Annotated in this window: 22 protein-coding genes and 1 riboswitch; of the genes, 13 read left to right on the top strand and 9 right to left on the bottom strand. The window is 40.9% G+C overall.

All coding sequences use genetic code 11. The features are described from left to right. Positions 1-122 precede the first annotated feature (122 nt). The 6 genes from FXN70_RS10440 to FXN70_RS10415 all read left to right on the top strand — a co-directional run bounded on the left by FXN70_RS10440 (position 123) and on the right by FXN70_RS10415 (position 5,758). Positions 123-2,060, top strand: coding sequence for a DEAD/DEAH box helicase (locus FXN70_RS10440; RefSeq protein WP_324647405.1), 1,938 nt, complete (start codon positions 123-125; stop codon positions 2,058-2,060). Between the two features lie 429 nt (positions 2,061-2,489). Continuing rightward, entirely contained in the window at positions 2,490-3,311 is an 822-nt protein-coding gene (locus tag FXN70_RS10435; RefSeq protein WP_324647404.1) for an ABC transporter ATP-binding protein, read from the top strand. Further along, positions 3,308-4,084 (top strand): lipid asymmetry maintenance ABC transporter permease subunit MlaE, encoded by a 777-nt coding sequence (gene mlaE / locus FXN70_RS10430; protein WP_324647403.1) that lies wholly within the window; start codon positions 3,308-3,310, stop codon positions 4,082-4,084. The genes FXN70_RS10435 and mlaE overlap by 4 nt, the downstream gene beginning before the upstream one ends. Continuing rightward, entirely contained in the window at positions 4,084-4,758 is a 675-nt protein-coding gene (locus FXN70_RS10425) for an outer membrane lipid asymmetry maintenance protein MlaD (protein ID WP_324647402.1), read from the top strand. The genes mlaE and FXN70_RS10425 overlap by 1 nt, the downstream gene beginning before the upstream one ends. An 18-nt stretch (positions 4,759-4,776) precedes the next feature. After that, entirely contained in the window at positions 4,777-5,403 is a 627-nt protein-coding gene (locus FXN70_RS10420) for an ABC transporter substrate-binding protein (RefSeq protein WP_324647401.1), read from the top strand. A 64-nt stretch (positions 5,404-5,467) separates the two neighbouring features. Next, complete coding sequence (locus FXN70_RS10415) at positions 5,468-5,758, top strand: STAS domain-containing protein (RefSeq protein ID WP_324647400.1); 291 nt, start codon at positions 5,468-5,470, stop codon at positions 5,756-5,758. A gap of 119 nt (positions 5,759-5,877) precedes the next feature. Here the strand turns inward: FXN70_RS10415 and FXN70_RS10410 are convergent, their stop codons facing one another. Further along, positions 5,878-6,891, bottom strand: a complete 1,014-nt coding sequence (locus FXN70_RS10410) for a CorA family divalent cation transporter (RefSeq protein WP_324647399.1) — start codon at positions 6,889-6,891, stop codon at positions 5,878-5,880. Between the two features lie 152 nt (positions 6,892-7,043). On the opposite strand from FXN70_RS10410, the gene FXN70_RS10405 reads away from it, so the two are divergent. Further along, positions 7,044-7,625 carry a TIGR00730 family Rossman fold protein gene (locus tag FXN70_RS10405; protein ID WP_324647398.1) on the top strand — a complete coding sequence of 194 codons (582 nt, stop codon included), beginning with the start codon at positions 7,044-7,046 and terminating at the stop codon, positions 7,623-7,625. Between the two features lie 3 nt (positions 7,626-7,628). Here FXN70_RS10405 and FXN70_RS10400 read toward each other — a convergent pair whose 3' ends face one another. The 3 genes from FXN70_RS10400 to recG form a co-directional block, all read right to left on the bottom strand. Then, entirely contained in the window at positions 7,629-7,763 is a 135-nt protein-coding gene (locus tag FXN70_RS10400; protein WP_324647397.1) for a hypothetical protein, read from the bottom strand. A gap of 223 nt (positions 7,764-7,986) precedes the next feature. Then, complete coding sequence (locus FXN70_RS10395) at positions 7,987-8,598, bottom strand: ComF family protein (protein WP_420714410.1); 612 nt, start codon at positions 8,596-8,598, stop codon at positions 7,987-7,989. After that, positions 8,591-10,636 (bottom strand): ATP-dependent DNA helicase RecG, encoded by a 2,046-nt coding sequence (gene recG, locus FXN70_RS10390; protein WP_324647395.1) that lies wholly within the window; start codon positions 10,634-10,636, stop codon positions 8,591-8,593. Before recG ends, FXN70_RS10395 begins: the two co-directional genes overlap by 8 nt. Before the next feature lie 22 nt (positions 10,637-10,658). Here recG and FXN70_RS10385 point away from each other — a divergent pair, with 22 nt between their 5' ends. Further along, entirely contained in the window at positions 10,659-11,486 is an 828-nt protein-coding gene (locus FXN70_RS10385; protein WP_324647394.1) for an NAD-dependent epimerase/dehydratase family protein, read from the top strand. A 16-nt stretch (positions 11,487-11,502) separates the two neighbouring features. Here the strand turns inward: FXN70_RS10385 and plsB are convergent, their stop codons facing one another. Beyond that, positions 11,503-14,073, bottom strand: a complete 2,571-nt coding sequence (gene plsB / locus FXN70_RS10380) for a glycerol-3-phosphate 1-O-acyltransferase PlsB (RefSeq protein ID WP_324647393.1) — start codon at positions 14,071-14,073, stop codon at positions 11,503-11,505. Positions 14,074-14,389: 316 nt separating this feature from the next. Here plsB and FXN70_RS10375 point away from each other — a divergent pair, with 316 nt between their 5' ends. From FXN70_RS10375 to FXN70_RS10355, 5 genes are all read left to right on the top strand, one after another. Then, positions 14,390-15,265 (top strand): acyl-CoA thioesterase II, encoded by an 876-nt coding sequence (locus FXN70_RS10375; protein WP_324647392.1) that lies wholly within the window; start codon positions 14,390-14,392, stop codon positions 15,263-15,265. A 74-nt stretch (positions 15,266-15,339) separates the two neighbouring features. Beyond that, positions 15,340-16,602 (top strand): dicarboxylate/amino acid:cation symporter, encoded by a 1,263-nt coding sequence (locus FXN70_RS10370; protein WP_324647391.1) that lies wholly within the window; start codon positions 15,340-15,342, stop codon positions 16,600-16,602. 282 nt (positions 16,603-16,884) lie between these two features. After that, positions 16,885-17,637 (top strand): TonB family protein, encoded by a 753-nt coding sequence (locus FXN70_RS10365; protein ID WP_324647390.1) that lies wholly within the window; start codon positions 16,885-16,887, stop codon positions 17,635-17,637. A gap of 37 nt (positions 17,638-17,674) precedes the next feature. After that, the gene (locus tag FXN70_RS10360) at positions 17,675-18,298 is read left to right on the top strand and encodes a MotA/TolQ/ExbB proton channel family protein (protein ID WP_324647389.1); all 624 of its coding nucleotides are present in this window, start codon (positions 17,675-17,677) and stop codon (positions 18,296-18,298) included. Further along, on the top strand, positions 18,298-18,702 hold the full coding sequence (locus tag FXN70_RS10355; RefSeq protein WP_324647388.1) for a biopolymer transporter ExbD: 405 nt from the start codon (positions 18,298-18,300) through the stop codon (positions 18,700-18,702). The genes FXN70_RS10360 and FXN70_RS10355 overlap by 1 nt, the downstream gene beginning before the upstream one ends. Positions 18,703-19,194: 492 nt before the next feature. Here FXN70_RS10355 and FXN70_RS10350 read toward each other — a convergent pair whose 3' ends face one another. The 4 genes from FXN70_RS10350 to FXN70_RS10335 form a co-directional block, all read right to left on the bottom strand. After that, entirely contained in the window at positions 19,195-20,355 is a 1,161-nt protein-coding gene (locus FXN70_RS10350) for an acyl-CoA desaturase (protein ID WP_324647387.1), read from the bottom strand. A 173-nt stretch (positions 20,356-20,528) separates the two neighbouring features. Next, positions 20,529-21,242 (bottom strand): glycerophosphodiester phosphodiesterase, encoded by a 714-nt coding sequence (locus tag FXN70_RS10345; RefSeq protein ID WP_324647386.1) that lies wholly within the window; start codon positions 21,240-21,242, stop codon positions 20,529-20,531. A 42-nt stretch (positions 21,243-21,284) separates the two neighbouring features. Further along, positions 21,285-21,863 (bottom strand): cob(I)yrinic acid a,c-diamide adenosyltransferase, encoded by a 579-nt coding sequence (locus FXN70_RS10340; RefSeq protein WP_324647385.1) that lies wholly within the window; start codon positions 21,861-21,863, stop codon positions 21,285-21,287. An 86-nt stretch (positions 21,864-21,949) separates the two neighbouring features. Beyond that, entirely contained in the window at positions 21,950-23,812 is a 1,863-nt protein-coding gene (locus FXN70_RS10335; protein ID WP_420714407.1) for a TonB-dependent receptor plug domain-containing protein, read from the bottom strand. Between the two features lie 38 nt (positions 23,813-23,850). Beyond that, positions 23,851-24,037, bottom strand: a riboswitch (cobalamin riboswitch). Between the last annotated feature and the right edge of the window lie 74 nt (positions 24,038-24,111).

The following is a 24,111-nucleotide window of genomic DNA, read 5'->3' as shown; positions in this document are numbered from 1 at the left end:
CGCATCGTCGTTCTCGGATCGCCGCTGATTCTATATTTTCAGCGTTTACTGCTGTGCCGCTATTTGCCGATGTCCAATAGACTTTATTTATTTGGAGCACCCACGTTAGGGTGAATACCTCTATGAGCAAAACTTTTGCTGATTTTTCTTTAGACGAGTCATTACAACAAGCACTTGACACACTTGGCTTTACTGCGCCAACACCTGTGCAAGAACAATCTATTCCTGCTGCAATGGAAGGTAAAGACCTTCTTGTTTCAAGCCAAACAGGTTCGGGTAAAACTGCTGCATTTTTACTTCCAACATTAAACGCTTTAGCTGGTCAAGAAACATTTGTACCATTTAAAGACCGCATGAAAGCGATCACTCAACCAAAAATTTTGGTGATTTCTCCAACACGTGAACTTGCGCAACAGGTTTGCCAAGACGCAATTGCATTTGTACGTCACATGAAAGGCGTTCGTGTTGCTGCAATTATGGGTGGTATGCCATTTGCAAAACAAATTCAACAATTAAAAGGCGCGCAAGTTGTTGTTGCAACTCCAGGTCGTTTACTTGACTTGGTCAACCGCCGTCAAATCAAACTTGATTTAGTTGATTCTTTAATTGTCGACGAAGCTGACCGTATGCTTGATTTAGGTTTCTCTGAAGACCTAGAAGCAATTAGCGATTTAGCAGCTAACCGTAAGCAAACATTGATGTTCTCTGCAACATTTGCACCACGTATTATTAATCTTGCTGAACGCATGATGAATGATCCAGAACGTATTGCAATTGAAACAGGTCATTCAACCAATACCGATATTAGCCAAACTTTACATTGGACTGATGGTTTTGAGCATAAGAAAAAATTGCTTACCCATTGGTTAAGTGAAGAAGATTTAGATCAAGCAGTTGTGTTTGCATCGACTCAAGAAGATACAGACATGTTAGCTGAAGAGCTTGCTGAAGCGGGTCTTTCTGTTGTTGCACTTCATGGTGCAATGCCACAAACTGTTCGTAACCGTCGTTTACGTAGCATTCGTGAAGGTAAAGCAAAAATCTTAGTTGCAACTGACGTTGCTGCACGTGGCTTGGACGTTCCGACCATTTCACACGTAATTAACTTTGGTTTACCAATGAAACACGAAGACTATGTACACCGTATTGGTCGTACCGGTCGTGCGGGTCGTACTGGTAAAGCAATCACTTTAGCAACTTACCGTGAGCGTGGTAAAATTCGTGCTTTAGAAGACTACTTAGAAGCACGTTTAGAAGTTTCTGAAATTCAAGGCCTTGAGCCATCTCCACCTCCTGCACGTTCAGGTCGTGATGGTGGTGGTCGTAACGGCGGTGGTCGTGGTCGTAACGGCGGTGGTCGTAGTGGTGGCGGACGTCGTTTCGAAGGTGAAGGTAACTTCAAACGTCGTGAAGGTGGCCGTGAAGACCGTCCACAACGTTCGTTCGGTGAAGATCGTCCTAAACGTTCATTCGGTGGGGAAGATCGTCCACGTCGTGAATTCAATGGCGACCGTCCACAACGTTCATTCGGTGGAGAAGATCGTCCACGTCGCGAATTCAATGGCGACCGTCCACAACGTTCATTCGGTGGAGAAGATCGTCCACGTCGCGAATTCAATGGCGACCGTCCACAACGTTCATTTGGTGGGGAAGATCGTCCACGTCGCGAATTCAATGGCGACCGTCCACAACGTTCATTCGGTGGGGAAGATCGTCCACGTCGCGAATTCAATGGCGACCGTCCACAACGTTCATTCGGTGGGGAAGATCGTCCACGTCGCGAATTCAATGGCGACCGTCCACAACGTTCATTTGGTGGAGAAGATCGTCCACGTCGTGAATTCAATGGCGACCGTCCACAACGTTCATTCGGCGACAAGCCTCGTTTTGATTCAAATGATGATAACCGCGGTAACCGTGCAGATTACAAGCCTCGTTCATTCCGTGGTAATGGTGATCGTCCAGCATTTGGTGGAGAAGATCGTCCACGTCGCGAATTTAATAAATCAGACCGTCCAAACCGTGAAGGTGGCGACCGTCGTCGTAAATTCTCAGACTAAGTTGGTCTAAGAATTTTGATAAAAAACCAGTCCCTGTGACTGGTTTTTTTATATCTAAGATTTGTGAAAAACTTAATGATAGACGTTGAGTTTCTGTTTATTTTAATTTGAAAATTACGGCCTTGATTATCGGTAATAGAAAGCTTTTACTAAAGAAAACAGCTAATTTATGTACAAAAATGTATGTGAGATTGAAAATACAGCACGATGATGGGGCGAAAATGGTAAGCTTGATGCTAGAAAATTTATCTACGCTTCATTTACAATAGATTCAATTCTGTGGTCGACATTTTTATTCTTCAATCAAAAAAATTGAATGCACATTAGAAATGTAAACACAATTTTGCTTCAAAAATAAATTTAAATTGGGTGCTTCGGCAAGCTGTGCAAATGCAATAAACTGCTGTAACCATAAGCAGGGATTTATTTATGATAACAAACATAGCGACTTCGTCAGCTAAAACTTTAATTGAAGTAAAAAATTTGAGTTTTAAACGAGGGGCGCGGGTCATTTATGACAATGTAAGCTTAAACATTCGCCGCGGGCAAATTACTGCCATTATGGGCCCATCAGGTACAGGTAAAACAACCTTGTTGCGTCTGATTGGTGGGCAACTAACCCCTGATTCTGGGCAGGTTTTGCTTGATGGTCATGACCTATCTAAAATGAGTCGTCATGATTTATTTGCAGCACGTGCCCGTATGGGGATGTTGTTTCAAAGTGGTGCGCTTTTTACCGATATGACGGTATATGAAAATGTAGCATTTCCTATTCGTGCACATACCCAGTTGCCAGAAAACTTAATTGCTGAATTGGTGGCATTAAAGTTGGAATCTGTTGGTTTACGTGGCACAGAACAGTTAATGCCTGCGGAACTTTCGGGAGGGATGAATCGGCGTGTGGCTTTGGCGCGTGCGATTGCACTTGATCCTGATTTAATTATGTATGACGAGCCTTTTGCAGGGCAAGACCCGATTGTGATGGGGGTATTAACCCGTTTAATTCGTTCATTACGTGAAGCACTCGATTTAACCACGATTATTGTTTCGCATGATGTCGATGAAACCATGTCGATTGCTGACTACATTTATATTGTTGCTGAAGGAAAAATTCAGGGAGAAGGTTCACCTGAAGCATTACGCACGCATCCCTCTGCTTTTGTACAACAATTTTTAAATGGACATGCCGAAGGCCCTGTCGATTTCCAATTTAGTCAACAGGCTTATTTAAGCCAAGAGGTCGATTCATGAATGCTATTGCCGTTTTAGGTCGACGTGTGATTGAGCGTGTTCAAGGCATCGGTGTTGCTGCACTCATGTTGCTGCAAATTATTTTTTCGATTCCATCTTGGCTAGGTGTACGTTTATTTATTTACCAAATGTACCGCGTTGGGGTGATGTCATTATTGATTATTGCCGTGTCTGGTTTGTTTATTGGATTAGTGATTGGCTTACAAGGCTATAGCATTTTAGTCAATGTTGGCAGTGAGTCGATGCTAGGTACGATGGTGGCACTCACGCTATTGCGCGAACTTGCTCCTGTCGTTGCAGCCTTACTTTTTGCAGGTCGTGCTGGTTCTGCCTTAACTGCCGAAATTGGATTAATGAAAGCTACCGAGCAATTGTCGAGCATGGAGATGATTGGGGTTGATCCATTAAAGCGGATTGTTTCACCACGGCTTTGGGCGGGGATAATCAGTCTGCCTATGTTGACAGTTATTTTTGCGGCGATTGGTATTTTTGGCGGCAAACTAGTAGGTGTAGACTTTTTAGGCGTGGATGAAGGCTCGTTTTGGAGCGGCATGCAAAGTTCAGTACAGTTTCATCACGATGTTGTAAATGGCATCATCAAAAGTATTATTTTTGCGATAATTTGTACATGGATTGCGGTGTATCAAGGCTATTTCTGCGAGCCAACATCGGAAGGAATTGCAACTGCAACCACAAGAACAGTTGTCTATTCGTCTTTATGTGTTTTAGGTTGTGACTTTGTGTTGACTGCGGTCATGTTTGGAGGATTGTAATGAAATCACGTGCAAGTGAACTGGCCGTTGGTATTTTTGTTGTTATTTTTGGTTTAGCTTTATTTTTCTTGGCCATGAAAGTCAGTGGTTTAACTGGCAATAATATGGGCAATAGTTATGAAATGAGCGCACAGTTTGATAATGTGAATGGCTTAAAAACCCGCGCCAAAGTAACGATGAGTGGGGTGACGATTGGGCGTGTTGAATCCATCACACTTGACCCTGTCTCGCGACTTGCCAAAGTTACTTTTGATTTAGACAGTAAATTAACCACATTCAGTGCAGATCAGCTTAAAACTGTACAAAAAAATGCTTTGGATGAGCTACGTTATAGCGATGCTTATCAACAAGCCAACGCGACTCAACAAAAAGCAATGGAACAGCAACTATTAAATAACATGAACTCCATCACCAACATTGATGAAGATGCTTATATTATGGTGGCAACCAATGGTTTACTTGGTGAAAAATATTTAAAAGTTGTTCCAGGTGGTGGTTTGAACTATATCAAACGTGGTGGTGTCATTAGTAATACCCAAGGCACTATGGATTTAGAAGATTTGATTGGTAAATTTATTACAGGCATGTCCGGTAAATCATCAGACAGCTCAGGTGATAAAACTGCGTCAGAGAGCGCAAAAACAGCCGATCCACAAACATCATTTGCTGAATAACAATAGAGGAGAGTAGATTTGAATACCTTAATGAAACAAACACTTACAGCTAGTATCTTATCAACAATGATTGCAAGTACGGCAATGGCTGCACCTGCCGAAGCACCCCCTGCATTTGTAAAACGTATTGCAGATAGCTTAATTAGCCGTTTAAAGGTAGACCATGCTAAATTGCAAAATAACCCTGCTGCGGTAACTGCGATCGTACAGCAAAACCTTGAGCCAAATGTCGACGCACAAGCTTTTACTCGTATTGTGATGGGAACTTACGCCTCTGCACAAAGCAGTTCGCCACAGCAACGTGCAACCTTTGAGCGTAATTTACGTCAAAGTTTAATCCAAAATTATGGTACTGCTTTTGCTAAATACAGTAATCAAAGCTATAGCATTCGTCCATATAAACAAACTGCAAGTGCATTCCCTGTAGTAACGCTTGACTTTAATAACCAAGGTCAGAAAACCCCTGTATCATTTCAGTTAACCGATGCGGGTAGCCAGTGGAAAGTGCGTAACATTAATGTTGCCGGAATTGATTTAGGTTTACAGTTCCGTAATCAGTTTGCAGATACGGTAAAACGTAATGGTGGTAACTTAGATAAAGCGATTGCTAGCTTTAAACCTGATGCAAATAATGCAACGAAATAATCTTCGGCTTGTTACAAGTGCATATCAATAAGCAGCAAGTTGTCAATTAAAGTGTAGGTGAAACGTGATCGAGTTTAAATCACAACAATTGTCGCTTTCAGGGCAAGTTGATTTTAAAAATGCTGAAGCATTATATGCACAAGGCAAAGACATTATTGCCAAGCAAACCCAGTTTCCACTGGTGGTTGACTTGTCAGGTCTAGTGCATGGTAATACCTTGGCATTGGCCGTTTTGGTGCAGTGGTTGCGCCATACACCACAAGCCAAAGGTTTGCAGTTTAAAGCGGTACCTGAAAAAATGTTAAAAATTATTCAGGCCTGCCATTTGCAAGATGATTTGCAATTAATTGCTTAAGCTACAAGTTAACATCAAAGAAAACGATTTTTAGCAGCATAAAAAACCGCATATCATTATTGATGTGCGGTTTTTTATTGCAAGATGGATTAAACCACGAAGGTTGCAAGCCTAAGAAATTAGATCCATTTTTTCCAACGGAAATACAGCATTGGGCCAAAGAATGTGGCGAGAAGTACCGCGCTCACAATAGCAAGGCTGAGTTTGCCATGTGCAAAAGGTAACTCATCAATGTTCATGCCGTACATACTGGCAATGAGCATAGGTGGAGCAAGCATACTTGGTAAAATCGAGAAGCGACGGATGGTATCGTTCTGTTCGGTGTTAATAAAGCCTGATGTGGTGTCGAGTAAGAAACGTACTTTTTGGAATAAGAACGCATCATGTTCGACCAATGAGCGGACATCTTCACTCATTTCTCGAATTTCACCATCATAAATATGACTGCCTAATGCGCGCGGACGAGACAAGAATGTCAGCACGCGGCGTAAGTCAATTAAGCAGAGCTGTGCCTTCCCCAACATATCTTCTTGTTGTGCAAGGCGAGTAATCATGTCGTCTAAATCAAGGACTTGTTCACGATGATGATTGTTGAGTACTTCAGTTGAATATTTCTCTAAATCTTTATGGATGTCTTCTAAAATGTCTGCAAGTTCATCTAGCTTGGCTTCGAGTAATCCAAGCAAAATCCAGATTGGATCCTGATAATCAATTTCATAGTCATTGCGGCGCGCACGGGCACGAAAGGCACGAAAAGCCACAAGCTTTTCACCACGTAAGGTAATTAAGCGTTCTTTGGTTAAAATAAAAGCCACCGTTTGTACGGTTGCAAGCATTTTTCCTGCTTCATCGGTGTCATCATCAACTTGATAATTCTTATTTTTTGTTAAAAAATAAGTACTGATGTGCAAGACACCATCATCATCACGATAAAAGCGAGCAGAAGACGAAATATCTTCTAAAGATTTTAGGGTTGGTAAGTTCTGTTCATAAGCATCAATGACCCATTGCTGTTCTTCTTGTGAAGGGGCAATGAGGTCAAGCCAAACTAATTCTGGATGTAAATCAAATCCACCATTGATGGCTGCATCTTCGAGACTACCACGCTCTGTGGCATAAAAAGCTTCAAGCATCGGTGTCTTTCTCCCTTTAAAATGGGGGGTGAAACGATGGGTGTATTTTAGACAAGGAATCAATTAAAAACACTGTTCCGTTTGTTATTTTGTTAAAAAAAACCTACTTTAGTTTGTTTTTAATTCATATTTATTTAAGAAAAGGTGTTTTTATGAAGTCAGTTGCCATTTTTTGCGGGTCTAAGGCGGGGAATTTGCCTATTTTTGTGCAAACTGCACAACGTGTGGGTGAGTACTTGGCGCAACAGGGTGTGACTTTGGTGTATGGCGGTGGGCGTTCAGGGCTTATGGGTACGGTGGCTGATAGCGCATTACAAGCAGGTGGGCGGGTCATTGGTGTGATTCCAACAGCTTTGGTTGATAAAGAGTTGGCACATCCAAATTTGACCGAGTTACATGTTGTTAAAGACATGCATGAACGTAAAACCAAAATGTCGGAACTGGCCCAAGGTTTTATTGCACTACCAGGTGGGGCAGGCACTTTAGAAGAAATTTTTGAACAATGGACATGGGCGCAGTTGGGTATTCATGCCAAGCCTTGTGGATTTTTAAATATTCAGGGTTTTTATGATCCACTTTTGGCAATGGTACAACGCACTGTAGAAACAGGATTTACTCAATCACGTTTTGCTGATGCGTTGCAAGTGTCAGACAGCATAGAAACACTGGTTGAGCGTTTTGAAGCCTATACTTCACCTGAACCGAAATGGGGTGCGGCTGATGTTGTACCTTAATTTTTATCCATGTTGAGGTGGTTTTTCGAGTAATTGATCGACCAATTCATCAATGTTGGTATCTACACTGCGCCATTTGTTTAAAGCTAAGCCACCTTTTTGCGTAGTTGAAAAGGTGGCGTGCAAAACTGCGTTCAAGCAAATTGGTGAAACCTTAAATTGTGACTTTCGGGTTTTGAATGATGCAGATTTGAGTTAACTGTTTGGCATTAAAATGTTCTGTATTATTGATTTGAATGGCAGTACAACCTGAAAAATTGATGAGAGCCATGCAATGAGTGTCAAAACTGTATTGATTCATTTTATTGGTATTGTGATTGAACTTTTATAGTTTGTTAATTTTTGAACTAAATTTAATGGCTTATTTTGCAATCGCTATGCAAGCTGCGAAAATTTCTTGGCAACCGAGTAATTTCAATTGTTTCGCCAGTGCGTCAAGTGAACTGCCAGTGGTAATCACATCATCCACCATCAAAACGCGTCTAAAGCGTTGTTTCGTTTTTTGTGTGACGTAAAATTGTTGTTCAATATTTTGCCGCCGTTCTGCACCCGAAAGCCCTTTTTGTGAATGCTCATTTTTACGCGAAATAGGTTGCCAAATAGGAACTTGTAATTGTTTAGACAACACTTGTGCCAAAAGTAAGGCTTGATTATAGCCACGGTCGGTTAAGCGTTGTTCAGATACAGGCATAGCGACAATCGCTTGTATTTTGATAATTTTTAGCGTTAACAGTAATTCAGACAATACGGGCAGCCAATGTAATTGCTGTTCATACTTAAACTGTTGGATGAGCCGATTGATGGGATATTGATACCAACATGCCACATATAACTGAAAATGTTCGTACTGAATGGATTGATTAAACCATGGTAATTGTTGCCAACAGTCTTGGCAGAGTTGTTGTGGCATAACAGCGATAGTGGAATGACATAACTTACATGGCAAGGGCAATTTTAGTTTAAGCTTAAATATAGGCATAGCGTGGCGCCTCGGGTAACCATCGCTCAAGTAAAGGTTCAACTAAATTTGGGTAGTGCAGCAGAATTTGCTCGGCTGTATGCTGTGCATGCGGTAATAAATGGGCATCGCGTTCAAGTCGTGCCACGCGAAAACCCATATCACCTGTTTGTTTGGTGCCAAGTAGTTCGCCTGCACCCCGAATTTCTAAATCTTTTTCGGCAATCACAAAACCATCATTACTTTCTCTTAAAATTGCCAAGCGTTCATAACCATTTTGTGACAGTGGGGTTTTATACAGTAGCGCACAGAAACTGGCTAATGCACCACGTCCTACCCGACCACGAAGCTGATGTAATTGTGAAAGTCCTAAACGCTCGGCATTTTCAATCACCATAATACTGGCATTTGGGACATCCACCCCAACTTCAATGACGGTGGTTGCAATAAGCAATTGTAATTGATTGGCTTTAAAAGATTGCATGACAGCTTGTTTTTCTGAAGCCTTCATTTTGCCGTGTACCAACCCAACATTGAGGTCGGGAAAGCGTTGTTGAATATCTAAATAAGTCGCTTCAGCCGCTTGCGCATCTAAGGTTTCGGATTGTTCAACTAAGGTACATACCCAATAAGCCTGTTTACCTTCACGGCAGTTATTGGCAATCCGTTCTAGCACTTGTTCACGTCGTTCTAGCGGAATAGTAACTGTTTGGATTGGTGCACGCCCTGGTGGAAGCTCGTCAATGACTGAAGTATCTAAATCGCCATAAGCACTCATGGCAAGAGTACGAGGAATAGGTGTTGCAGTCATGACCAATTGATGTGGGGTGTTGCCTTGTTCGCCTTTGTTGCGTAATGCTAAGCGTTGGTCGACGCCAAAACGATGTTGTTCATCAATAATCACTAAGCCTAGTTTAGAAAACTGTACGGTGTCTTGAAACAGCGCATGCGTGCCAACCACCAATTGCGCGGTACCCGAAGCAATTTGTTGTTCCGCAGCTTCACGTGCCTTGCCTTTTTGTTTGCCAGACAGCCACGCGACTGAAATACCTAAGGGTTCAAACCAACGGCTAAAATTTAAAAAATGTTGTTCGGCTAAAATTTCGGTGGGTGCCATGAGTCCGACTTGCCAACCCGACTCTAACGCATGACAAGCGGCAATTGCTGCAACCAAGGTTTTACCTGCACCCACATCACCTTGAACCAAGCGCAGCATGGCTTTATTGTGTTGTAAATCATCCGAAATTTCTTTTGAAACACGCTGTTGGGCTTGAGTGAGTTGAAAGGGAAGTTGTGCCAAAAGTTGTGTTGCGAGCTTTTGGCTTGGCTTGATTGTTGGTGCTTGAATTTGCCGAATATAGGCACGGCGGGTGAGTAAGCTCAGTTGATGTGCGACCAATTCTTCAAAAATCAGGCGTTGTTGTGCAGGATGAGTGGCTTGTGCCAATTGCTGCATGTTGGCGCTGAGAGGTGGTTCGTGTAGGTACAATAAAGCTTGCTTGAGTCCATAGCCATTGTGGAATTGTGCAGGAATCAGTTCTGCTAAATTCTCGCTATGTTCTTGTAAGGCTTGTTGAATATAGTCACGTAATTTGGCTTGGGTTAAACCTTCGGTACTTGGATAAATGGCAGTAAGCTGCGTTTTGGGCAGTGTTGTTTGTGAAGTGATTGCTTGAATTTCGGGATGATATAACTCTAAGCCCCGTGCGCCTACACGAACTTCGCCAAATACCCGAATCCGATTGCCGACTTTAAGTCGGTCGGTCAGGGCTTTATAAACATGATAAAACCGTAAAGTGACTTTGCCACTGTCATCTTGTAATGTGGCAGCCATCGACTGACGTTTTCCTGGCGGGAAATCGACAGATTGGATGATTCCTTCAAGCAAATAGCTGCGTCCCACGCTTAATTGGTACATGGGAATAATCGTGCTACGATCTTCATAGTCACGTGGAAGGTGAAATACTAAATCTTCAGTGGTGAAAATATGTAGTTTTTCTAGCAAGCTTGCTGTGGCTTGCCCAATGCCTTGCAGCGTTTGAATTGAACGCATGTCCCTCCAGTTGGATCTTGATATGAACATCTTATTTATTGGTTATGGTAAAACATCGCAACGTGTTGCAAAACAGTTATTTGCAGATGGTCACCGAATTTATACCATGAGTCGAAGTGTAAAAACAGATCACTTTGCCACACACGATATTCAAGATCTTCAGGCTTTAGATTTAAGTGCTTATCCTTTAATTGATTGGGTGTATGTATTACTCAGTCCGAGCGAGAGTAGTATCGACGGGTATCAAAAAACCTATGTTGATACGATTGCACCAATTGTAAAGGCACTGCAAACGCATCCTGTGCAACGTGTAGTGGTTGTGTCATCAACTCGCGTTTATGGTGACGACACAGGGCAGGCGATTGATGATGAAACACCGCCCAATCCTAAAGATGTGCAAGGACAATTGCTATTGAAAATGGAGCAGTTATGGCAGCAAGCATATCCGCAAAAAACCATTATCATTCGTCCAAGCGGCATTTATGGCATAAGTGTTGTGCGGCTGCAAACGTTAGCGCAAGCAAGCACCTATCCAAATATACATTGGAGTAATCGGATTCATATTGATGATTTGGCAGGGTTTTTAGCCTATTTAACCCAAATCCCTCAATCTACACTTGCGTCGAGTTATATCGTCAGTGATTCAAGACCACAGCCGATGCACGAAATTTTGCAATGGTTTCAAGTGCAAGCCAAACACTCGATTTTGAATTTAGACAATACGGATGTTCAAACAGGCAAGCGCTTATATGCCACGAATTTATACGAAAGTGGTTTTGTATTGCAGCATCAAAATTGCTTTGAGGTCTATCAACACTTATTAAATGAGGCAGAAAAAACCACGCCGTAGCGTGGTCGTTTTTGGCTTATTTGGCTTTTTTCTTATTGCGGCGTCTAGCATTTTGTGTGGCTACCGCATCAAGCGCTTGTTGTAGCTCGTCATCACTAAACTGGGTGATTTGCTGCAACATATGCAAGGTCGCATCATCTAAAATAAGGTTGGCGTGATGAGCAGCTTGACTAAAGCGCGCGTCATATTCAAGGAAACCATCGCTATTGGTTTGAATATAGCTTTGTTGCGTTAAGACTTTTAAGAAGCCTTGGAACAGCGCTTTATCAAAAAATTCGGGTGAATTAAACTCATATAATGCCGACAAGCGCTGACCAAGCAAATGACTCAAATCTTCGACTTGTTTGGCAGAGATTTTGCCTGAACCACGTTGGGTGATCAGTGCAACTGTCATAAAGTAGCGTTCTAAGCTTTGTTTAACAGGTGCAGCCATTAACACCAATTGCTGATGTGCTTCGCTATTTGGTGCAGGGCTATGCAACATGCCATTATTATCTTGGCTGATTAACTCTGCTTGAATCAGGCTGTCGATATATTGCTGAATTGGTGTATGAAGTTCAGTGATATCCCATTTCATAAACAGTTCAGCTTTTAAGAATGGGTAAAGTGTGCAAATAACATTGCTCAAACTATCACGTTTAATTTTACCATTACGTTCAACCAACGATGCAATTAATGATGGAATCACAAAAGCATGCAAAATATTGTTTCTAAAATAGGTCAGTAAAACCGCTTGATTGTCTTCAATGGCAATAATATCGCCTAGCGCATGTTGAACGCGTTTAATCAGTTTCAGTTTAAGACCATAACGAATCATTTCTTGGCCTGAAAGTGGCGTAACTTCGGTACGATGGTCGTATGGAACTTGTGTAATTAACTGACGGTAATTTTCAAGCTGCTTAACAAATACAGCTTCATCTAAAGTATGTTTGTCGGTTGAAAGTAAGGTCAGTGCTAACAATGAGACAGGGTTAATCACCACGGCATTGTTAATTTTTTTCAAAATTTCATGGGCTGAACTGTTCACTGCATCCGAGACTGCCGCAGGAATTGGGTCGTCATTTTTTTCGATGCGAATTTGGTCGGCATTGTGTGCTTTCAGCAAATCATCTAAAAATACAGGCTCGCCAAAGTTCAAGTGAACTTTCCCGAAAATACGTTCAATTTTGCGCAACGTTTTGGCAATGCCCAATAAGGATTCGGTTTCTTTCGGTTTACCTTGCATTTCACCAATATAGGTTGAGCCTTCCATCAGGCGTTCATAGCCAATATAGGTGGGAATAAACACAATCGGTTTATTGCTGCGGCTGCGTAAATGGCTATGCACCGTCATGGCTAACATGCCTGTTTTTGGTGGTAACAAACGTCCTGTACGTGAGCGTCCACCTTCAATGAAGTATTCTAAAGGCGTATTGCGTGACAAAATGCTATATAAATATTCTTTGAAAACAGAAGTGTAAAGCCCATTGCCACGGAATGAACGGCGAATAAAGAAGGCACCGCCACCACGTAAAATTTGCCCAACAAACGGCAAGTTTAAATTATCGCCTGCGGCAATATACGGCACCATTAATCCACGGCGATGAATAATATAAGATAATAATAAATAGTCGATATGGCTGCGATGGCATGGGGTATAGATAATTTCATAATCTTTTGCCAATTCACGCACCACATTAAAGTTATGGACTTCAACGCCGTCATAGAGTTGTGTCCATAGGCGCGTCAGCACCATATCGCCAAAGCGAATGGTTGAATATGAATAGTCCGAAACAATTTCATTGACATAGCCAATAGCACGGCGTTCGGCTTCAAATAGGCTGACTTTACCACGAATACTTTCACGGCGAATGGCTTCTTGGACATCTTTAGATTTCACCAAAGACTGCATGACGTTACGGCGATCCGATAAATCGGGGCCCAAAACCGCTTCACGCTGACGATCTAAATATTGATTCAATTGGTTGACAATATAAGTTGCAGGCGACAGATTCGGATGCTCGGTATGGGCAATTTTGACTAAGTCACGCAGCGACTGTGCAGGATGAAACTCTAAGAACGATTGACGACCATGTACCCCAATATTCATGAGTTGTTTGAGTGTGCTGGGTGTTGCCCACGTATCGGTAAATAACAGTTTAAATAATGAATCTTCTTTGTCTGGTGAACGTCCCCATAAAATGGTTACAGGCACCAACTGAATTTCAAGTTCAGGGTTTTGATCAATCAGATCAATTAAACGTAATAAACGGGGCGGTAAAGTCGGACTATTGGCGGTAAAAACAGTAAAGTCAGATTTTTGTAAGAAAAAGACCGATGATTTTTCTTGTTGTCCTAAAATTGCTAAAGGTTCGAGTGCGGCAGGCAAATTTAAACGGCGGGTTTCGCTGTCGAGTACCAAAGCATTACTACGCGAATAATTTTGTAAGACATAACAGGTAAGCGCTTGTGTCTTGGATGCATCATTTGTTGCAGCAGGTTCGGTTGAAGCCGTAGGAGCATCTCCAAGAAGGCGAGGGCTGACCACAAGATCAAGAATTTTGCTTGATACTCTGCGATAGATTTGACCAATGCTATTCTTGGACATAAAAACTCCTACTTCAACTCAAGGTAAAGTCATGATGAATCATGACCGATGAATCGCATGATACGATTCATGGTGTAAAATTCGTTTAGCGGATCATTTTAACTAAAATCTGCTAGATTGCGCATAAATTTGGTTAAAAAAGGTGTTTTTATCTACTAACTTTGCCAAGTACTGCAACTTTACTTGCGTTTTATTGTACCTAATATCGATTTTGAGTAGATAAAATTAAGTGCTGTGACTGACTTGGGTGTATCGTGATGTGGCACTTTAATCTGAGTTGATTGAAAATCTCGGATGAGATGATATGAGGAACAAAATGAGCAACTTAACCGAAGAATTAATTGCATTACTCAGTTTAGAAAAAATTGAGGAAAATATTTATCGTGGTCAAAGCCGTAATTTGGTTGGTAAACGGGTTTTTGGCGGGCAAGTACTTGGGCAAGCATTGCGTGCTGCTTCTTATACGACTGATCGCCCTGCGCATTCGATGCATGCTTATTTTCTATTTGGTGGTGATATTAATGCACCGATTATTTATGAAGTTGAGCGTTTACGTGAAGGTAAAAGCTTTGTAAGTCGTCAAGTTCGTGCAATTCAACATGGTCGCCTAATTTTTACTGCGATGATTTCGTTTGCACCACCCGAAGAGGGTTTAGAATATCAGCAACATGTGCCTGACTATCCTGCACCTGAAGATTTAAAGAATGAACAAGAATTAAAGCAAAGTTTACTTGAATTTGTGCCTGAAAATGTGCGTGCTAGCTTTATGCGAGAACGCCATGTTGAACTGCGTCCGATTCACAGTGTGAATAATTTTTTTAGACCACAACCAGAGTCGCCAGAATATGCACATTATGTGCGCACGCATGATGCGATACCTGAAGATCAAAACCAAACAGCATTACATCAAGCGATTGTGGCCTTTTATTCTGACTTTACCTTAATGACAACGGCATTACGTCCACATGGTTTGAATTATTTATCGCCAAGTTTACAGTGTGCGAGTATTGACCATACGATTTATTTTCATCGGGCTTTAAAGGCAGATGCGTGGATGCTTTATGATATGAATGCCACGATTAGTGCTAATTCTCGTGGCTTGAATTTTGGTCGTATGTGGCAAAATGGTGAATTAGTTTGTAGTACGGTACAAGAGGGCTTAATGCGTTTACGTGAAATAGAAAGTCAATAAAGTGCTAAAGAAAGGCTCGATTTGAACAGTTGCTCATGCCATATTACGAGCATGATAAAATTATATGGATTGGCATGAGCTTAAACACGCAAATTTTTATTGCCGCATTGATCGGAATCTTTTTTGGATTACTACTCCGCTTCTATCCTGAAGCGGCTTTTTTTAGCCAGAGCATTTATGTATTAAGTTTGATAAGTGGCATTTTTATTGGTTTTCTAAAAATGTTGCTCGTACCACTGGTGTTTTCATCCATTGTGATTGGGGTAGCGAGTCTTGAGTCGGGTCAGCAACTGGGTAAGGTTTGGAAAATGACCTTACTGTGTAGTTTTGTGACCATGAGCTTGTCATTGTTTCTAGGCTTAATGTGTGCCCATATTTTTGAAGTCGGTAAGGGTTTAGATGTGGCCATGTTTCAAAGTGCCATGCAACAGCATCAACCTACGGTGCAGTCATTAGATGCATCTTCATTTCTCATGAATTTTGTCCAAAATACCCTGATCAATCCATTTAAAGCCTTTAGTGATGGCAATGTCTTGTCTGTGGTGATTTTTGCGATGTTGATTGGCTTGGCGTTGGTTTATGGCGGTAAACGCTTCCAAAGCATTCGGCAAGTGAGCCAAGAGTTTTTTGATTTGGTCATGCTGTTAGTCAGTTGGGTGATGAAACTTGCTCCGCTTGGAATTTTAGCATTGTTAGCCAAATTGATTGCCACTGAAGATTTATCAATTTTAAGTCGTGTCGCTGAATTTGCAGCCGTAGTAACAGGAACAACGATTTTTCATGGTGTGGTGGTCTTGCCTTTATTACTGTGGATTTTTGGAAAAATGTCGCCGTTGACCTTTTTTAAAGGCACGCGTTTGGCATTAATCACAGCGTTCGCGACCAGTTCAAGTTCGGCAACTATGCCTTTAAGTATGAAGTGTGCCCAAGAAAACTTGGGAGTTCGTCCGCAAATTACAGGTTTTGTGATTCCACTCGGTTCACATCTAAATATGGATGGAACAGCACTATATGAAGCCGCAGCTGCGTTATTTGTTGCAAATTTAATGGGACTAGATTTACATTTAGGACAGCAAATTATTGTCTGTTTAACCGCCATGATTGCTTCACTTGGCGCACCGGGTATTCCAAGTGCCGGTATGGTGACCATGATTATGGTTTTACAATCGGTGGGGTTACCTGCTGAAGCCATTGCCATTTTATTACCGATTGACCGTATTTTAGATACTGTCCGTACGGTGGTGAATGTGCAGGGTGATATGATGGTCAGTGTTGTGGTAGATCGCTATACGCGTACTGAGGATATTCCGATTCAGATTTTAGAATCACAAAAATAAGTTGGTAATTTACGCTAGATATGATGGATGAAATGAAATCTATCATATCTTTAATAAAGATAACTGATGTGGCTTGTCTGAGACAATTAAATTTTTAAGGAGAATATTCTAGGATTAATTTTGAATCAGCACAGATAAAAACAAAAAATAAGTTGCAAATGAAAACACTTCTCATTTATTATAATGCCACTTTATTGTCCAACTCACATTGATAAACTGACTTAAACCGATCTTGAGGATTGATTTATTTGTCCAGTTTATGCCACAGGTCATTATGGTGTTATGAGTCACGCTAGCGTATTTAATCAAAATCAGCCCAATAATGGGATGAAAAAAAAAGCAATGATTGCTGTTGCCACAGTGGTTGTTGGACATATTGCAGTGCTTGGGCTGTTAAGCCAAATGAAAGTCCAAACACTCAAACCGGTTCATAAAGATCCAGTTAAAGTGCGCTTTGTTAAAATTCAACCGCCTCCTGCGCCACCTAAGCCAAAAGAGAAACCAAAAGAAAAACCAAAGCCTGTTAAAGAGGTAAAAATTGTTAAACAACAATTACCTCCACCACCTAAAAAAGTGGAAAAAGTACAACAGGTGAAGGCTGAAGCACCAAAACAAGTTATTCAACCGCCTGTAACTAAACCAACGCCAGTAGTTAGTACCACGGTTTCAGAAACAAAAACCGTCGTCAAACCTGTTGAACCTGCACCAGTGGTTAAACCGGTTGAACCTGCTGCGCCACCTGCGGATAAATCACCGAAAAGTGTTTCAATTGGCGGTTCTGGAGTGCAGTGGAGTCGTAGTCCAAGTGTACAAGTTTCACCTTCAGATTTAAAAGATGCGCCGCGTTCAATTGTGGTTGCAATTGAGGCGAATGAAAAAGGCGTAGTGACTTCAGTACGTATTGTAAAAAGTAGTGGACTGCCTGCATTGGATGAAAAAGTGATGAAAGCAGTTCGCAGTGCGAAATTTAAACCTTATAAAGAGAATGGTGTGGCGTATCCGATTCGTGCAAACCAACCATTTGATTTAAATTAATCGATCTAACGGCTAACTCAATTAGGAGTTCGAGTATATGAACTTTTCAGTCTATTGGCAGAATGCAGATGCCGTCAGCAAGACCCTGTATTTTGTATTAATTGTCATGTCGATTGCGACATGGACAATTTTCATTTTACGTTTAATGGGTACGCGGCAGTTGAAGCAACAAGCGTATGCTCAATTAGAACAGGCCTTGGGTCAGCTTAAAGCGAAATTACAGCCGTTATCGTTTGAGCAACGTAAAGCAGTTGCAGAACAAGCTTTACTGCGTCAAATCTCTGAAGAAAAGAGTGCAGCTGAAAAAGGCGTATCGGTACTTGGAACGATTGCATCTATTGCACCGTTTGTTGGTTTATTTGGTACAGTTTGGGGTATTTTCCATGCCCTTGTTGCTGTGGGAAAAAGCGGTCAAGCAGGACTTGCACAAGTTGCAACCCCTGTTGGTGAAGCGTTAATTATGACGGGCTTAGGTCTTTCAGTTGCGATTCCAGCTGTACTTGCATATAACATTTGTGTGCGTGCCAATCGTGCTTTAGCACATGCCTTACAAGATAAAGCACATAGCTTATTAATTGATACGATGTTACAGCAAGAAACCACAACGACATCAGCGCAGCATCAATCGACTGAGCAGCGCTTTGTTGGAGGTCAAGCCTAATGGGTTTTCAATTGGGTGAAGATCACGATGCTGGTATGAATGAGATGAACCTCATTCCATTGATTGATATCATGTTAGTTTTAATGATTATCTTTTTAGTGACGGCAACTGTTGCGAATCCATCCATTCCGCTGACTTTACCCAAGACCACAGCGGAAATGACCACACCGCCACCAAAAGCCATTACCGTGAGCATTAACGCAAAGGGTGAAGTTGCTTGGAATGATCAGATTGTGAGTTTAGATGAACTGAATAATCGTTTCCAAACTGAAGCTCAGGCTGCACAAAAACCAAGTATTCAACTACGCGCAGACAAAGAGTCTCGTTATGATGTTGTTGCGCAAGTAATGTCACGCGCAAGTGGTGCAGGACTAAATGATATTGCATTTGTAAGTGAAAACTAAAAGTAAGTTCTTTGTTTTCGCAATAAAAAATCAGCCTTAAAGGCTGATTTTTTATTGCTTGTTTGATACCTTTTAAACAATTACAGGTTTATTGTTAGAGTAGCATCCGATTTTAAATGTATAACTTTAAAGATATAGTAAAACCGTTATAAAGAGGATACAGTCATAAATCATCAGCCATTATAGATAGAGGCTTTAGAATTTTTACGTGTATACAGAGTTAACCGTTTTCATATGGTAGCATTGAATGTTTAAAAACTAGATAAGGCTTTCAATTGAATGAAGTTTAAGATGTTAGGTCTTAAGTCATAGATTGATCAGACAAAAGAATTGTTCGGTCTACCTAAAATGCGCCAAATAAGAAGGTGAAATGTTTAAATTTATGCCAGTTTAGAGGTGGTAGATAAATTTAAAATCAGTCCAATGAAAGTTTTACACATAAAAAAGCCCATTTAGAAATGGGCAAATAAAATGAGGTATGGTGATTTGGATTTAGCGTGAAGGAAGTTTTTTCACATTTTCAATCATCACTTCTAAGCGGTCGCGATGGTGCTGTAAACGCTGTTCAATTAACTGAAACTCAAGCTTTAAACGATGATCCATTTGGTGTAATTTTTCTGTCATTGCCGCTTTTTTTGCTTGAATTTCTTGTTCTTTCAATTTACTCCAATCATTTAAAGTATGGGCAAAAGCCTCTGATTCTTGAGAAATCTTGAGTTTTAATGCTGCAATATCTTCGCTGATGTCTAAGCCATAAATTGCAAGGTCTTGTTCTGCATATTTAAACTTCATCGCCAATTCGGCTTTTTTGATATTAAAGCTTGGAATACGGCGTAAGTTTTTGGCAAGCCCAAGTTTAGAACAGCTCCAAATTAGCCATTTGGTTGGGTCATATTGCCACCATTTAACGCCATTACGGTAATCGTATTGGAAAATGTGGTGATAGTTGTGATAACCCTCACCCCATGTCGCAATGGCTAACCAAAAGTTATCCCGTGCGGTATTTTCATCGGTATAAGGTCGTTTACCAAACATGTGGCATAAAGAGTTAATAAAGAAAGTAACATGATGGCTAATGATTAAGCGAAGTAAGCCACCAAGCAATACCACACCCCAAAAATCGCCAACAGCCCAACCAATTGTCCCTAAAATTACCACATGTACAGCAATGACGAGAGGGACATAATATTTGTCTTGGAACATGACCACTTTATCATTGAGTAAGTCTGGCGCATTTTTATAGTTTGCCGTTGCAGTTGGATAATCGCGAATCATCCAACCTAAATGTGCATACCAAAACCCTTTGTTAATTGAGTATGGGTCTTGTTCTACATCATCGACATGACGGTGATGGGTACGGTGCCCCGATGCCCAATATAAAATACTGTTTTGAACGGCAAATGTGCCGCCTAACATCAAAAGGATCTTAAGCGGTAACGCTGCTTCATAAGCACGGTGTGCCCATAAGCGATGATAGCCCGCAGTAATACTTAAGCTACTAACAGCCAACAAGAAAAATAAACTGAGCCATGCGCCTAAACTAAAGTCATGTGAATAGGCATAAAGGGGAATTGCAATGAGGGCCGCAATTGGCGTGCCTAATAGGGTAATTGCAGCCGTCCAGTTTATTGGAGCTTTGGGCAGGGGAGTCATGTTTCACGACACTCCTTAAATGTGAATAAGAGAACCTTTTATAACCAGAACAAGGTCATATTTAAAAATCTAGCCTTGATATTGCAGGCAGACTTTTAACAATATTATACAGTTGTATTTTAAAAGGGAAATAAAAAATACATCCGTTTATGTTCTGCTTTTATTTTACGCGATTATGTTAATTCTTGAAGCATTATTTTAGGAAGATCTGTAATTAATCCATCGACGCCTAAGTCACGTAATTCTTTGGCTCTATCGATTTTATTGACTGTCCAAACACTGGTTTTTAGTTGTGCTGTATGTGTTGCAAAAATACGTTGCTTGGTTGCTAATTTATTCATCCAGCCAATCCGACTGCAACCGAGTGCAAGCGCGGTGTCAATCGCTTGATCGGGCTTCGATTCAACCAATAATCCACGTTTAAAGGGCTGATGAGTTTGTTGTAATGCTGTTAAAATTTTGTGGTCAAAACTGGTAATGATGGCTTGGTTCTTAAAGTTGATTAAATGCGGGAGTAATGTTTCGATCAATTGCTCTGCCGCTTGTTGACTAGCTACGGCTTTGATCTCGACTTCAATGTGTGAAAATGTCTGAATTTCGGTTAAAACTTGTGACAATAGCGGTGTGTATTCAGGTTGTGACCAACTTGGCCATTCAATCCGATGGTCGAAGTGTTGTAGTTCACTGATGTGAAAATCATCAATCTTCTTTTTTAAGCCTGTAGTACGTTGAAAATTATCATCATGCATCACTACCAGCGAAAGCTCTTTAAGTTGTCGAACATCGAATTCAACAGCACGAATACCCAATTGACGTAAGTATTGGAAGCCACCTAAAGTATTTTCAGGCGCTTCGCCTCGCGCACCGCGATGACCAATAATTTGCATGCTACTTATCTGTAAATAAATATCTTGGGCAAAAGTATACGCTTAAATTGTGTCATTGATATTTTTTTGCCATAGAACTTCGCTACCACTTGCTTCACGTTGCAACATACGCGAGGCGACAAACAGCCAGTCGGATAAACGATTGAGCAGTTGCAGTGCAATATTTTGAATGTTCTGGTCGCGTTGTTGCACGGCACATAAACTGCGTTCGGCACGGCGGCAGACTGCACGGGCTTGATGCGCATAACTACAGGTAAGGATGCCTGAAGGTAGAATAAATTCTTTAAGCATTGGAAGCGCTGCATTCATGTGGTCTATATCGTGCTCTAAAAACAGAATACTGGCTTGCTGTAATAAGTTGTAATTTGGAATACAAACCTCACCGCCTAAGTCGAATAACCAATGTTGGATCAGACTTAAAGGTTTGTCCCAATCACGTGAATGTGTGATTGACGTGCTTTGAATTTGTGCGCGTAGTACCCCAATCAGTGCATTGAGTTCATCAATATCACCTAAGGCTTGAATCCGTAAATCATCTTTAGAAATACGCGTACCATCGCCTAATCCCGTTGTCCCTGAATCGCCTGTGCGAGTGTAGATTTTACTTAAACGATGACCCATAAATTGCCCATAAAAAAGAGGATAATGTTTTGGAGACCATTATCCTCAAAAAGCGCTGTTTCAGCTATTTTAAATTTGATGCGAATTTAGTAGTGCAGTGTGATTCCGATAGAGGCTTGGCGTCCACCGTTAATATATTCAGAGCCATAGTCGTTAACAACGATATTTTGTATATCACCAATATTTTGAATATTCGTGAAAATTTTTACATTTTGACTCACATTCCAAAAGGCATTTAGATCAATTGTGGCATAACCTGAAATTTTAATATTTGCAGCACTTGTATTCGCCTTTGAGCGAGAAATTAGTGCGGCATTGACCCCATAAATACCATCATCGTAGCCTGCTGTTAAGGTGTAGGTTTGGCGGGGGCGATATGCAGCATCTAATTGAGTCGCTTTATTTTCTGCTTTGGTATAAGCATATTCAGCATTTGCAAATAAAGAGTCATGTGACCATTTAAAACCAACTTCAGCACCTTGAATCGTTGCCTTGTTGATATTGATATAGGTTGTTTTTCCATCTATTTTACCTAAGCTAATCATGTTCTTAACATAGGTAGAATATGCAGAAATATAAGCCGATAAGCCGTAATCTAGTTTTTGATCTAGACCAATTTCATAGGCGGTACTTTCTTCTGGTTTTAGATTTGGATTACTGTAAAAAGTATTGCCATAAGAACCGTATAGGTTTTCAAGTGTTGGTGCTTTAAACGCCGTACCAATATTGGCATAGACACTGGTTAGCGGTAGGAGCTGATAGCGTGCTGCAAGCTGCCCGACGGTATGCTGACCAAACCAATCATTATCTTCTAAGCGAATGCCGGCTTGAGTGTTAAAGCCATTATTTTGATATTGATGTTGTAAATAGTAACCTGTCGTGTTGATGGTACGTACAGCTTCGGGCGAGGATGATGCATCGTACTTTGATTTGCTATCTGTGATACCCACTAAAATGTTTTGATGCGCTGTAAACTTCCAAACAGCATTTAAATCGCCTTCATTTGTTTCAGTATTGTAATGGCTCGTTGAGAGTTGAGAGTTCCAATCGGTATCTGTTGATTCACTGATGTTCTTTATATTTGAATAACGTACATTGATTTTAACATCAGGGTTGAATTGGTATGAAGCTAGCCAATTAATCAATTGATTTTTAAAATCACGTTTAGCGGTATTGGTGCCTGCATTGTAATCTAAATAATTGTTGATACCTTGGTTTTCATCAATTGCAAGGCTGGTATCTAAGGCATTGTTTTTATAACCGAACTTAGCATGATAGCCTTTTTGATCAAAGCCGGCTTTATCATTTTTCTTTTGGCTGCTTAATATTCGTGTTCCATCCGATTCTAAACGTTGTCCGCCGACTTGTGCATAGAAGCCTGACGCATCAACATAGTTTGCATTTATAATCGACTTATAAGTACTGTTCTCACCATAAATGCCTGTTAAATTGATATCCGATTTAGCTGGTGTTTTTGAGATTAAATTGATAACACCACTAATCGCATCAGATCCATATTGTACCGATGCAGGGCCTTTTAAAATTTCAATCTGATTGATATCGGTTAAATCTATAAATTCTGGTGCAACAGGCCCGAAGCTATTTTGTGTATTTAAACGTGCACCATTTTTTAGTAATAATGTTGCCCCTGTTCGACCACCACGTAGTGATAGATCAGTTACTTGCCCTAATCCACCATTTTGTTTGATATAAATGGACGCATCTTTTTGTAAAACATCAGACAAGTTAAGGGTAGGATTTTTTTCAATCTCATCTTTAGAAATAATGGTAATGTGTGCAGGCACTTGGCTGCTTTTTTCCTCGATTTTCGAGGCAGTCACAACAATTGGGTCAAGTTCGGTAGAGGATAAATTTGCATGTGAAACTGAACTTACGCTCATCGCGAACGTAATAGTACTGACCAATGTAGTTGGTTTGAAAATAGACATAGAGAATTCATTCCATACATCCGCGCCCCGCGCATGCTTAATAGACTTTAGCAACAAGCAGGTATCCGGACTTTCAACTTAAAACAGCAACATATAGCGTCTTCCCATTTTAAAAAAACAGTGACGTTAGCAACCAAGCTAAATATGTTGTGCGTATTGATGACCGTTGCGGGGGCAGTGTTGGACTTGCACCAACTTCCCTGAACTTGAAGCATTGAATGTTGATGAGTATACGTTTTTTTAAAGATTGAAACAATTAATCACAAGGTTTTACCTGTGAATTGCAAATCCACTCGCTT

This window comes from Acinetobacter sp. MD2 (assembly GCF_035615575.1).
In the GTDB taxonomy this organism is placed as follows: domain Bacteria; phylum Pseudomonadota; class Gammaproteobacteria; order Pseudomonadales; family Moraxellaceae; genus Acinetobacter.
The sequence above is the reverse complement of the archived record's forward strand: the minus strand, read 5'-3'. Positions and strand labels throughout refer to the sequence as shown.

Excerpts from the sequence above, each read along its gene's own strand:
- FXN70_RS10440 (WP_324647405.1), top strand. The coding sequence starts at position 123 with ATGAGCAAAACTTTTGCTGATTTTTCTTTAGACGAGTCATTACAACAA.
- FXN70_RS10435 (WP_324647404.1), top strand. The coding sequence starts at position 2,490 with ATGATAACAAACATAGCGACTTCGTCAGCTAAAACTTTAATTGAAGTA.
- mlaE (WP_324647403.1), top strand. The coding sequence starts at position 3,308 with ATGAATGCTATTGCCGTTTTAGGTCGACGTGTGATTGAGCGTGTTCAA.
- FXN70_RS10425 (WP_324647402.1), top strand. The coding sequence starts at position 4,084 with ATGAAATCACGTGCAAGTGAACTGGCCGTTGGTATTTTTGTTGTTATT.
- FXN70_RS10410 (WP_324647399.1), bottom strand. The coding sequence starts at position 6,891 with ATGCTTGAAGCTTTTTATGCCACAGAGCGTGGTAGTCTCGAAGATGCA.
- FXN70_RS10405 (WP_324647398.1), top strand. The coding sequence starts at position 7,044 with ATGAAGTCAGTTGCCATTTTTTGCGGGTCTAAGGCGGGGAATTTGCCT.
- recG (WP_324647395.1), bottom strand. The coding sequence starts at position 10,636 with ATGCGTTCAATTCAAACGCTGCAAGGCATTGGGCAAGCCACAGCAAGC.
- FXN70_RS10385 (WP_324647394.1), top strand. The coding sequence starts at position 10,659 with ATGAACATCTTATTTATTGGTTATGGTAAAACATCGCAACGTGTTGCA.
- plsB (WP_324647393.1), bottom strand. The coding sequence starts at position 14,073 with ATGTCCAAGAATAGCATTGGTCAAATCTATCGCAGAGTATCAAGCAAA.
- FXN70_RS10375 (WP_324647392.1), top strand. The coding sequence starts at position 14,390 with ATGAGCAACTTAACCGAAGAATTAATTGCATTACTCAGTTTAGAAAAA.
- FXN70_RS10370 (WP_324647391.1), top strand. The coding sequence starts at position 15,340 with ATGAGCTTAAACACGCAAATTTTTATTGCCGCATTGATCGGAATCTTT.
- FXN70_RS10365 (WP_324647390.1), top strand. The coding sequence starts at position 16,885 with ATGAGTCACGCTAGCGTATTTAATCAAAATCAGCCCAATAATGGGATG.
- FXN70_RS10360 (WP_324647389.1), top strand. The coding sequence starts at position 17,675 with ATGAACTTTTCAGTCTATTGGCAGAATGCAGATGCCGTCAGCAAGACC.
- FXN70_RS10355 (WP_324647388.1), top strand. The coding sequence starts at position 18,298 with ATGGGTTTTCAATTGGGTGAAGATCACGATGCTGGTATGAATGAGATG.
- FXN70_RS10350 (WP_324647387.1), bottom strand. The coding sequence starts at position 20,355 with ATGACTCCCCTGCCCAAAGCTCCAATAAACTGGACGGCTGCAATTACC.
- FXN70_RS10345 (WP_324647386.1), bottom strand. The coding sequence starts at position 21,242 with ATGCAAATTATTGGTCATCGCGGTGCGCGAGGCGAAGCGCCTGAAAAT.
- FXN70_RS10340 (WP_324647385.1), bottom strand. The coding sequence starts at position 21,863 with ATGGGTCATCGTTTAAGTAAAATCTACACTCGCACAGGCGATTCAGGG.
- FXN70_RS10335 (WP_420714407.1), bottom strand. The coding sequence starts at position 23,812 with ATGTCTATTTTCAAACCAACTACATTGGTCAGTACTATTACGTTCGCG.